Annotated in this window: 10 protein-coding genes; 3 read left to right on the forward strand and 7 right to left on the reverse strand. The window is 32.8% G+C overall.

Annotation, left to right across the window (positions count from 1 at the left end; genetic code table 11):
• Positions 1 to 119: 119 nt before the first annotated feature.
• The 5 genes from ACQH1V_RS00075 to ACQH1V_RS00095 form a co-directional block, all read right to left on the reverse strand.
• The gene (locus ACQH1V_RS00075) at positions 120 to 974 is read right to left on the reverse strand and encodes an Rpn family recombination-promoting nuclease/putative transposase (protein ID WP_425360417.1); all 855 of its coding nucleotides are present in this window, start codon (positions 972 to 974) and stop codon (positions 120 to 122) included.
• 108 nt (positions 975 to 1,082) lie between these two features.
• Entirely contained in the window at positions 1,083 to 1,496 is a 414-nt protein-coding gene (locus tag ACQH1V_RS00080; protein WP_425360418.1) for a helix-turn-helix domain-containing protein, read from the reverse strand.
• 246 nt (positions 1,497 to 1,742) lie between these two features.
• A complete protein-coding gene (gene rpoD / locus ACQH1V_RS00085; protein ID WP_425360419.1) occupies positions 1,743 to 3,659 on the reverse strand; it encodes an RNA polymerase sigma factor RpoD in 1,917 nt (638 codons plus the stop codon).
• A 17-nt stretch (positions 3,660 to 3,676) separates the two neighbouring features.
• Complete coding sequence (gene dnaG / locus ACQH1V_RS00090; protein ID WP_425360420.1) at positions 3,677 to 5,449, reverse strand: DNA primase; 1,773 nt, start codon at positions 5,447 to 5,449, stop codon at positions 3,677 to 3,679.
• Entirely contained in the window at positions 5,446 to 6,066 is a 621-nt protein-coding gene (locus ACQH1V_RS00095; protein WP_425360421.1) for a diacylglycerol/polyprenol kinase family protein, read from the reverse strand. The genes dnaG and ACQH1V_RS00095 overlap by 4 nt, the downstream gene beginning before the upstream one ends.
• Positions 6,067 to 6,142: 76 nt before the next feature.
• Here ACQH1V_RS00095 and greA point away from each other — a divergent pair, with 76 nt between their 5' ends.
• Complete coding sequence (greA, locus tag ACQH1V_RS00100; RefSeq protein WP_094649337.1) at positions 6,143 to 6,634, forward strand: transcription elongation factor GreA; 492 nt, start codon at positions 6,143 to 6,145, stop codon at positions 6,632 to 6,634.
• Positions 6,635 to 7,019: 385 nt separating this feature from the next.
• On the opposite strand, the gene ACQH1V_RS00105 is transcribed toward greA, so the two are convergent.
• Entirely contained in the window at positions 7,020 to 7,646 is a 627-nt protein-coding gene (locus ACQH1V_RS00105) for a chloramphenicol phosphotransferase CPT family protein (RefSeq protein ID WP_425360422.1), read from the reverse strand.
• 465 nt (positions 7,647 to 8,111) lie between these two features.
• Here ACQH1V_RS00105 and ACQH1V_RS00110 point away from each other — a divergent pair, with 465 nt between their 5' ends.
• Entirely contained in the window at positions 8,112 to 9,209 is a 1,098-nt protein-coding gene (locus tag ACQH1V_RS00110) for a PDDEXK nuclease domain-containing protein (RefSeq protein ID WP_425360910.1), read from the forward strand.
• A 42-nt stretch (positions 9,210 to 9,251) separates the two neighbouring features.
• Here ACQH1V_RS00110 and ACQH1V_RS00115 read toward each other — a convergent pair whose 3' ends face one another.
• Positions 9,252 to 10,073, reverse strand: coding sequence for a YgfZ/GcvT domain-containing protein (locus ACQH1V_RS00115; protein WP_425360423.1), 822 nt, complete (start codon positions 10,071 to 10,073; stop codon positions 9,252 to 9,254).
• Positions 10,074 to 10,206: 133 nt separating this feature from the next.
• Here ACQH1V_RS00115 and ACQH1V_RS00120 point away from each other — a divergent pair, with 133 nt between their 5' ends.
• Entirely contained in the window at positions 10,207 to 11,010 is an 804-nt protein-coding gene (locus ACQH1V_RS00120) for an RMD1 family protein (protein WP_425360424.1), read from the forward strand.
• Positions 11,011 to 11,176: the final 166 nt, after the last annotated feature.

Below are 11,176 nucleotides of genomic sequence, written 5' to 3' on the forward strand. Positions count from 1 at the left end.
TACTTGTCAATTTATAGCTAATCAGATTTTGAATTTTTTGATTACTCAATGCCACTGTTTGATACATTGACTATACATATTTCCTTCGGCATATTAGCAGTTACTTCTTTGCTCATAGGCTATTCTTCTTTTAACTTCTTTATTTCTTCAATGGTTAGTTCGGTTAATTTACTTATATCTTCCATAGGATAGCCTTCTTTCAGCATTTTCTTTGCTATAACTATAGCGTTTTCTTTAATACCTTCAGCTTTACCTTCAGCTTTGCCTTCTTTAAAGCTTTCTTCTAAAGCAATATCTTCCGCATCTTCCTGCAATTTGCATCTTACATATAAGTCGTATTCTGCTGGTGTTAGTCCATGCATCTCGATAACATGGTAAGCTTCTAATACCTTACTACTTTTAATTCCTACAGGGGGGGTATTTTCTTTTGTTGCATATTTAAATAGATGTAACCACTCATCGGCAATACTCAATAATGGTTGCTTAATATCTTTAAATTTTTTAAGCTCTATAAAGACATACGATATATCAAATATGTGTTGCTGTTTCTTAGTTGTGGTCTCAATAGTTTTATGAAAACTTATATATGGTACTTCTTCAGCAAATATTTTTGATTTCATTAATGATATTACTACTATCGGTAATAAATCATTGTGAGTCACCCCTTCTGTAAGTTGTTGAACATATGAATGAGCAGAATAATATTGTAATCTTTTTAAATAATCGGTTTCATTTCTTTTCTGCATCTCGATAATGTACCAATGATCTGACTCATCTTTAACTTTCAAATCAAATACACTTCTCTTACCTTGATGAATTCTAGGTAAATGTTCTAATGAAAGAAAGTTGATTTCCTTAATTCTATGCTTTTCAGGTAAATCAAGAATACTATTAAGAAATTCTTTTAGCCTCTCCAGATCACTAAAGATTTTCTTAAATAGACTATCATTTGTTGGGTCTAAATATTTTTGCATATCAATTACTTCCTTCTATATGCTCGATGTTCTTCAAGAAAGATAGTGTAATCACTTTCCTGCTGAACGAAATTCATAAATACTAATAGGTATGCTGATCGGATAAAATTAAGGTTTGTGATATTTCTCAATCATCCAATCTACAAATGTACTATCAACAGACTGTTTTTTCAGAGCATATTCATATATTTCTTTTATTAGGGCTGTAAGATTAGTAAATGAAAAGTTTAAATTTTTTTCAATTAACATATTAATTGTTATACTAGTAGCCTTGCTAAAGATTTTAATCTGCTCAACAGTTAGCACCTCAAGGTTTATTTCACTGTCAACAATAAGAGCTTCCAAATTAACATCTAAGGCTTTGGCAATTAATTGCAAATTACTAGCACTAGGATTTTTTGAGCTACCATACAAAATGCTATAAACAGTATTTCTACTTATTCCAGTTTTCTTTTCTATTTCTACAGCATTAATATTTTTTTGAATCATTAATGAGTTAAGTTTGGTCTGTAAGTTTACCATATATAACACTTTATTTGTAAAAATTGATATATGTCAATTGATGAGAAATTGGTGAAGCCTTCGCTCAATGCTCGCCTATTACTCATAGGCGTCCTCATCGTTCATGCTACCCAATTCCCATGAATTGACTATATTTAAATATTAAGGTATCTCAATCAAAAAGTAAACAAATAATAATTTATTAATTTATATTTGATTATAATAAATACAAATTATCAAAAATCCTATGCAAATTATCCACAAAAATTATCCACCAAAAGCAGATTCAGAAGAATTATTTTGCTTTCTAGAACCACCACGAAAGCTACTAAGTTTTTTAGATCTAGTTGGATGTTTCAATTTACGTAGTGCTTTGGACTCTATTTGTCTAATACGTTCCCTAGTAACGTTGAATTGCTGCCCTACTTCTTCCAATGTATTATCAGTATTCATCCCTATACCGAATCTCATTCTTAGAACTCTTTCTTCACGAGGAGTAAGGGTTGCTAATACTCTAGTTGTGACCTCCCGTAAGTTCGATTGAATTGCCGCATCAAGTGGTAATATAGCATTTTTATCTTCAATAAAGTCTCCCAAATAGCTACCATCATCATCGCCTACTGGATTTTCCAAGCTAATTGGTTCTTTAGCTATCTTCATCACTTTACGTACTTTATCAACTGGCATAGAAAGGCGAGCGGCAATTTCTGCTGGAGTTGGTTCATAACCTAACTCATTCAACATCTGCCTAGAAGTACGGATAATTTTATTAATGGTCTCAATCATATGCACAGGAATACGTATGGTTCTAGCTTGATCAGCAATAGCTCTAGTAATAGCTTGTCTAATCCACCAAGTAGCATAAGTAGAAAATTTATACCCCCGACGATACTCAAATTTATCAACTGCCTTCATTAACCCAATATTTCCTTCCTGAATTAAATCTAAAAACTGCAATCCACGATTTGCATATTTTTTAGCAATCGAGATAACTAGACGAAGATTAGCTTCTATCATAGCCTTTTTTGCCCGAAGAACCTGTCTTTCACCTTTTTGTATGGTATGCACTAATTTTTTAAATTCAATAATTGGCAAACCGCTAATCACTTCCATGCTTCTTAATTCGCTAATCATTTGATCCGTGACATCAGATTCTTTAGCAAGGAAGTTCCTCCAATTAGCATTTTTATTTTTTTGCATTTGCCTTTTCCAATTCTCATCAATTACTGCTCCCATATATTCACTTAGGAAAGATTGACGAGTTACGCCATATTTTTCAGCTAATTTAAGAAAATTTCCTTCTTTATGCACTAATTCTTTATTCAGACTATATATTCTATTAAGAATTTCCTCCGTTCTTTTAGAGTGAAAATGGATAGCAGAAATTTCAACAATTATTAACTGTAAATTCTTGGCATATTTTTTGTTATCTTGCAACCCCTTAGGTTGAGGATAACGTGCATAATGTTTTTTTGCTTCAACTAACAACTCTTCAGAAAGTTTAGCAATTTTTTCCATACGCTTGACAACAGCAGGTAATAACTGTAATTCAATAGTAGCTATTGATAAATTACTAGCTTCTTCATGCTCTTCATGGTCTGATTCCAGATCGTTATTATGATTTTCTTCAGAATTACCACAATATTCGTGAACCATATTAGCTTCTAAATCAATCAAATCTCGAAGTAAGATTTTTTCATTAGCTAAATCCTCATGCCATTTAATAAAGAATTTCATCGATATTGGATTTTCACAAAGTGATTTAACCATTATCTCTTTGCCTTCCTCAATATCTTGAGCTACTTCTATTTCAGCCTCACGAGAAAAGAGTCCTACTCCACCCATATCTCGTAAATATAATCTTACTGGATCATCGGTTGAGCCTATATTTTCTTCTTCACTGTCATCCTCAGGCTCACTATCAACATTATTAGATAGTTTAAATTCTTCATCTACATTAATATCAAGTTTAATCTCATCTTCATCGCCTTCTATAATATCAACTCCAGCCTCAGAAAACTTTGATATTACCTTTTCTAGATCATTTACTGATATATTATTAGTGATTGGAATAACTTTATTTATATCATAATAAGTAACTGCCTTACCTTTTGCTTTGGCTGATTTAACTAAGTTATCAACTGCTTCGCCTTTTTCATCTATATTCTTTTTCACTTCTGTCATAATTTATAAACCTTAAGTCAATTAGTAAAAGATTCGTTTAGATTATAAAGTTCTTTAGAGACCCTCATAATTTCTTCTCGGTATAGCATAGCTTTTTTCAATTCTTCATCCGTTCCATTTTGAATAATGGAACTATATTCTTGTTTTAATAGTACTAGGTGATGTTTCTTATGCAACCATTGCCAAAGCAAGTCAGAATCTATATCATTCTTGTTAAATGATAAATCTAGAAATAGATTATTAGATTTTGACAATAGCGAAAAAGTCTCATAAAATCCAGCTTTTTCTGCCAAATCAATAATATTCTCATGATCTAACATATCATTGCTAATAATCTCTGCAAAATACCAATCACGAAAATCTTCAAGCATTTTGTTTTGAAAATTTAACGTTAATAAAAAATCCTTTATTTCTTGCTTGTTAACTATCTCTGGAAACTTTACTAACATCATACAAAAAACTTGTTCTAACATCTCAATTTCCGAATAGTCAGGAGCTGAAAATATTACATTTGAATTTCTTACCCCTCCCTTACTTTGACGTTTAATTAAATTTTGCCATATTTGCTCTTTAAAATATCTATAGTAATTATGGCTAAGAGTCCTATCTTTTATTTGCTTACAATAATCTTCAAGATTCTTTTCCAAAATAGCTTTATCTTCCGGGGTTACAAAACTCTTACCTTCATATTCGGAACGCCAAATCATTTCGGATAGATTAATCCTTTTATCAAAAATTTTGGCAAAGCCCCCTGCCCCATCTTTATTGATAATATCATTAGGATCACTGCCGCCAGGTAACATCACAAAGGAAATTTTCTTATTACCATTTATCAACGGTAATACTAGGTTAATTACTCGCTGAGTAGCTTTTATCCCCGCCATATCACCATCTAAACAAAGTGCTATTTCATCTCCGGCACGCCATAATTTCTGCAAATGATTCTCTGTAACCGCAGTACCAAGACTTGCTACTGTCTCTTTAAAACCAGCCTGATGCAAGGCAATAACATCTAAGTACCCCTCAACCAAGATTGAATGGTTTTTCTTATAAGCAACACTAATCGCATTATTCTCTCCATATAATGTTTCATTTTTCTGAAATAATATGGTTTCCGGAGAATTTAAATATTTAGGCAATCCATTACCAATTACTCGTCCTCCGAACCCAATTACCTTGTTATAAATATTCCTAATCGGAAAAATTATCCGGTTATAAAATATCTCATACATTGTACCATCATTTCCCTTGCCCACTAAGCCTGCTTTTTGAAGTTTTTTCAAAGATATTGATTTTTTTTCAAAAAACTTCTGCAATTCCTTAGCCGGAGGAGCAAAACCAATAGAAAATTCCTTAATTGCCTCTTTACTAATACCGCGGTCACGTAAATAATTACATACTTCTTGTGACAATTGTGAGGTAAAAAACCTTTCTGCCATCCCTAAGATATCAAGTAGTTCATCCGATTCTTCATGCAATTTTTGTTGCTCTACGGTTAATTTAGGCAATTCAATGCCATAATCATTGGCAAGTTTAATAGCTGCTTCTTTGTAAGATAAACCGTTAAGGCTAGCAACAAATTTTATAACATCTCCATGAACAGTGCAGCCAAAACAGTAATAGAACCTCTTGGCGTCATTCACAGTAAATGATGGAGATTTTTCAACATGAAAAGGACATAGACCCAAGTAATTCCCAGATTTTTTAGTTAAAACTACTTTTTGCCGAACAATATCTGATAAATTAATCCGGGTTCTAAGAAGTTCATAAAATTCTAATGGAATTCTCATAAACCTAAAATAAAGGTGAATATAATCGTAGAAAAGCAGTAAGTAAGAGGTATTAATAAATTATCGTTGATCAATAAATCTTTTGCATAAAATTCACCAATAGCAGTAACTACAGAACTAATTATGATAACAGTAAAACTAGTATGATAACCGATGAAAAAATACACCAACATGCTAATAAAAATTGCAGAAATTAGAAAAGCAATAGAACCTTCCAGTGACTTACCATTTTCTAGAGGCTTACCTATTTTAGTACCAACTAATGCCGCAAGACAATCAGCTATTATCAATATCAACCAAGACGAAATCGCTAAACCTTTTGAAAATAAAAGAGCTGTCAAAAAAAATCCAATTGCCATAAAACTACTACCACTTAACCTAAATAAACCGCTCTGTTCCTCGGGTCTCATAAACTTTCTAAGAAATCTATCTGTGAATTTTTTAATATATAAATTGTAGTTCCTGGCAATATCTACATATAATACACAGGCAGTAAGTAAAAATAATAGTGTAGTAATAATTAATTTAGATGAAAATAAATAAAATAGTGGTATAATCAAGCTGTATAAATGGAAGGTTTTGCGTTGTATCTCAAATTTAAATATTTTAGTTTGCATGATAATCTAAAAGGGCTGTTTGACAAAGTTTAACACAACAAATATACTAGAAAACTTAACTTAGACAAGACATATTATTATGACGAAATTTCCTATTACACATAAAGGGTTCGATAGCTTAGAGAAAGAAATCAAACACCTTAAGCATATAGAAAGACCAAAAGTAATTGAGGCTATAGCAACAGCTAGAGATTTTGGGGATTTATCTGAAAATGCGGAATGGCATGCAGCACGGGACAAACAAAGTTTTATTGAAGGTCGAATTTTAGATCTTGAAGATAAAGTAGCAAGAGCTGAAATTATTGACACATCAAAACTCTCAGGTGACAGCATAAAATTTGGTGCTACAGTTAAGTTGATCGATGACGAAACAGAGGAAGTAGTTGTGTACCATATCGTTGGAGAATACGAAGCAGATATAACTAAAAAGAGAGTATCGATCGTATCGCCAATCGCTAAGGCTCTCATTGGTAAAGGGGTTGGAGATATAGTGGAAGTTACAACTCCTAAAGGTTCAAAATCTTATGAGGTTTTGGAAGTAACCTATCAGGAACTAGTCGATATTTAAGATATAGGAGCAATCCATAAGTCATATATGGACGAGTGAATCTGTTGTCATACCCGCTTCGGTGCGGAATCTAGACCACAACTGTTGAAAGTTGGAAGAGGAAGCAGTTTTAGACCAGGTAGTTTAAAAGTCGTATGTGGTCAACGTCTATTAGCGAGAAAGACCGTAGGTCGACGAAGCAATCCATAAAAGTAACCAAAGATGGATTGCCACGACCTACTTGCGTGGTCTCGCAATGACAGAAAACCTATCTAAAACCCGCTTTACCTTCTAACTTTCAACAGTTGTAAGGCTCACGCCTTCTCGCAATGACGTTTTTATGCTGTTTTATACTTATAGAATAAAAATTGTAGGGTACTATGGTGACGACGTCACCAACTTCCCATCAATTGACTATAGTTGTGCTATATACCATTTTACGCATAGTAATAAAACCTTGAGGAGCAGGATTGTTATCAACAAATTCCAGTATTTGTTTGGCATTTGCAAAGGCTGTTTTTGAGGTAGTATCAACTGTTAAATCATATTCACGCAAGCTACTTGCGTGAACTCTGTCTATTTGATCATTCGATAAACCTATCGCACGATCACAGCGTAGAATTTCTCGCTCCTGCATCACTGAAAGATCACAGAAAACTCCAACAAAATAGACAATATAGCTACTCAAGGTTTTTATGTAAGATTTGAGACCGGAGTCATCAAATAATACTTCATCAATAATAATATTATTTCCTCGGCTTGCAAGCAGATTGGCAAAATCTGGCATTACACCAAAAAGTTGCTCACCTTTTTCTCCACTCTCAACCCGCATAGTTGCCCCCCGATCATTTGTTCCTGACACAAAGGTAAAATATTCAGTAGATACTTTATCATTATATGAGCATGGCATCATATTGATAAAACTATCTACACCAAAAGTAAGCCAAGAATCCTTACTTAAATGTTGTATTGATCTTGCGATAGATGTTTTACCGGCAGAACCACATCCATTTAAAAATATAATCTTACTCATCTTGTACCTTCCTGATATTTTGTATTGCTACTATAAATCTCCCAATTTGTCTAGAGCAAATTTTTATAAATGATTAGAGGAATACAATAAAATTAGCTATAGTAATAAGTTAGGATATCAATAAATTAATAGAAGCACTATGGATAGAAATATTATCACTACAGAATATAAAGAGTTTTTAGAACAGTTAAAAGCCCGTGTATCTATAAGTCGTTATCAAGCAGCCCGATCTGTTAATAGACCTCTTGCATAACCTAAAGATAATTGAGGAATTTTTAGGAAAAACGAAGTCGAGTACCGCAGCGTACTAAGATGTACGTGAGGAACGGAGACGAGTTTTGACAACAAAATTACCAATTAGATTAGGTTATGCAAGAGGTCTAATAAAGAGCTGATAATTTTATACCACTATTTGGTAGCGAAATTTTAACTCGTCAAGAGCAACATGGTTGGGGTGCTAAGATAATTGACAAACTTAGCCGTGATTTAGTATCTGCTTTTCCTGAAATGAAAGGATTTAGCACTCGAAATCTGAAATATATGCAACAATTTGCTAAAGAATATCCTGATCCTGCATTTGTGCAAGAGGTGCTTGCACAATTAACATGGTATCATAATCTAACTCTTTTGGATAAGATTGCAGATAAAGAAACTCGTTTGTTTTATATTAAACACGCCATTGCATATGGTTGGTCAAGAAATGTAATGGTTATGCAAATTGAATTAGCTCTACATAAACGTCAAAATCAAGCTATAACAAATTTTAAAGATAAACTACCATCCCCGCAGTCAGATTTAGCCCATTATACTCTAAAAGATCCATATATTTTTGACTTCCTCAGCATAGGCGATGAAGCTCATGAGAGAGAAGTTGAAAGGGCATTAGTTTCTCACATGGAGAAATTTCTTCTTGAACTTGGAGCAGGCTTTTCCTTTGTAGGACGACAATATAAATTGTCAATAGGAAATGAAGACTATTATGTTGATCTGTTGTTCTATCATTTGCAACTCAGAGCCTTTATTATTATTGAACTCAAGACAGGTAAATTTTCTCCTCGTGATGTAGGACAATTGAATTTCTATTTATCAGCTGTTGACGATTTATTAAAGCAGTCGGGAGATAATCCATCTATAGGCTTAATTCTTTGTAAAGATAAAGGAGAACAAATCAAGGCTGAATATGCACTGCGAGACATGACTAAGCCGATTGGGCTTGCTGAATATAAGTTGGCTGAAAGCTTGCCAGAAAATATTAAAACATCCTTACCAACCATTGAAGAGCTTGAAGATGAATTGTCCAAGGATATTAAGGCTCTTGAGCAGACAACTGCTAAATTGCAATCATTAACTAACTTGCTAGCTAAAGAAAGAGAATTATTACACGAACTTGCCGAGAAAAATGCTACTTTAGCAGCTGAATTAGTAGCACTACATTATGCTACATATGCATTAGCGTATCAAAAAGAGAAAATAGCAGATGCAAGTAGTACAGCATTAGAAGAGTTAGAGAACATTGTAAAAATATGTGGTGGTTATGCAAAATTAGGCTTAACCCCAGTATAGACACAATTATACTCAAATCATTTGAATATATAGCTAATCGGCTTAGCTATAAAGCCAAGGTGGAACAGCCAAAGAAACTGGTAAGTTTCTTACAGTAATAACTGTATCTGCTAATGAATAATAATCATCCACCCTAATTAAAGCTATTGCCATGTTCTGATAAGCTGAACATACTACGCCAATTTTTATATTATTGGCGATAATTTCATCGTCTTTCGCGATATCTAAACTACCAACATTACCGGAATCTATGTTAATGGATAATTTAAATATTTTTTTTCTTACAACTCCTTGGTATTTTGTTCTGGAAACAACTTCCTGCCCAATATAACAACCCTTACTGTAACTTATAGCATTTAACTCCTCAGCCCCATATTCGATGGGAATAGACCTATTGGCAATTAAATCATCATAGCCATCAACTATGGCAAAATTATATTTATCCTGCTGATATAAGCCTTCTGTTGCTGTGGTTGTTAAAAAATCATCTTTATTAATAATTGAACGAAAACCAAGCTGGTTATAACGAGGGTCTTGGTGGCTATTAAGTGGCAATTGCTGCTTTGAGTAAATAACCTGATAAGCGTTAGTTAAGTCATTCACTTCAATTTTAGCACGTAACTTGTACTGCACTAAGTGATTTTTAAATAAATCAGACTGATTAATATTTATATCAATAAAAAACCTTGTTGCCGATAATTTCAATACAAAAAAATCAAACAAATATCTTCCTTGGTTAGTTAGAGCATAGCTATAACAATAATCGTTATTTTTTATATCATTAGTGATCAAATTATGCAAAAAATTCATCGCATCATCACCAGAAACTTCAATGATTGATCTATTTGTTAATATTTCATACATAACTACCAACTATTACATTTTAATTGACTTTGTAACTTTTATAACTACTATAGCATAATGAAGCAACAATTGTTTGCCATAAATTATTTATTATATGAGATGCACTTCCTACTTTACTACTTCTGAATACAAAATGAACGATTTAGTAATAAACCTCAATAAAATCGGTCTTGAACCTAAATATTTCGATGATGTACTATATATTCAAAAAGAACAAGGGGAAAATTTAAATCCTATCGATGTTTTCTTTTTCCCTTTCGGTTGCGTTACTATATGGGGAGCTGAAGAAAGCCAAGAAAAAATGCTCCTTGCAGAAATAGCAGCTCTTAAAACTAATCAAAATGACGAGCTAGTTTCCGACTTTATTTATTTTGATTATGATGAAACTACTGGTAAAACATTTATCGATGAAGAAAAAAACCAAATCATTCTTGCCGATAAATCAACTTTTATAAAATTATCTATCTCGCATGCTTTAGCTCAGTCAGTTAAGCTTAGTGTACTAGAAAAATCGGTAAGTAATCTAATTGTAAAAACCACCCCAATTCAACAAGAACTAGCCAGTACAGGTAGTGTATCACTTTCCAAAAAAGAAATATCTCAACAAATTGGGATATTATTTAACGAACGATATTCAATTAATTTACACAGCGATATACTGGATACTCCTGAATTCTTTTGGCGTCGTCCTAGTTACGAACCTTTATACTTAATGACTGCAGAGTTCCAAGATATTCAAATTCGTCAGAATATTCTTAATAATCGACTAAATATGATTCATGAACTTTACAATATTTTGTCAAATGACTTAAACTGTAAACACTCTACTAGACTTGAATGGATCATTATAATATTGATTACTATAGAAGTTGTGCTATCCCTTGCTCATGACAATCTCTTTTTCAAAATCATTTCCTATCTTATAGGCAAGATTTGAGATTTTAGATATAGTCAATTCAGGAAAATTTGGGGCTAGGAGGTTGCCTGCGATAACTAATTAGTCTCTCCGTCAAAAAGACCAAATATGAATTACTTTCGTTATTGCAGGCAACCTCCTAGTATTACAGTTGTAGTTTAGATGTGAGCATTCACGATTTTTTTGC

The sequence above is a fragment of the Candidatus Tisiphia endosymbiont of Ceraclea dissimilis genome (genome assembly GCF_964030735.1).
GTDB lineage: Bacteria > Pseudomonadota > Alphaproteobacteria > Rickettsiales > Rickettsiaceae > Tisiphia.

Coding starts and splice junctions, on each gene's coding strand:
- ACQH1V_RS00075 (WP_425360417.1), bottom strand. CDS start 974: ATGCAAAAATATTTAGACCCAACAAATGATAGTCTATTTAAGAAAATC.
- ACQH1V_RS00080 (WP_425360418.1), bottom strand. CDS start 1,496: ATGGTAAACTTACAGACCAAACTTAACTCATTAATGATTCAAAAAAAT.
- rpoD (WP_425360419.1), bottom strand. CDS start 3,659: ATGACAGAAGTGAAAAAGAATATAGATGAAAAAGGCGAAGCAGTTGAT.
- dnaG (WP_425360420.1), bottom strand. CDS start 5,449: ATGAGAATTCCATTAGAATTTTATGAACTTCTTAGAACCCGGATTAAT.
- ACQH1V_RS00095 (WP_425360421.1), bottom strand. CDS start 6,066: ATGCAAACTAAAATATTTAAATTTGAGATACAACGCAAAACCTTCCAT.
- ACQH1V_RS00105 (WP_425360422.1), bottom strand. CDS start 7,646: ATGAGTAAGATTATATTTTTAAATGGATGTGGTTCTGCCGGTAAAACA.
- ACQH1V_RS00115 (WP_425360423.1), bottom strand. CDS start 10,073: ATGTATGAAATATTAACAAATAGATCAATCATTGAAGTTTCTGGTGAT.
- ACQH1V_RS00120 (WP_425360424.1), top strand. CDS start 10,207: ATGAACGATTTAGTAATAAACCTCAATAAAATCGGTCTTGAACCTAAA.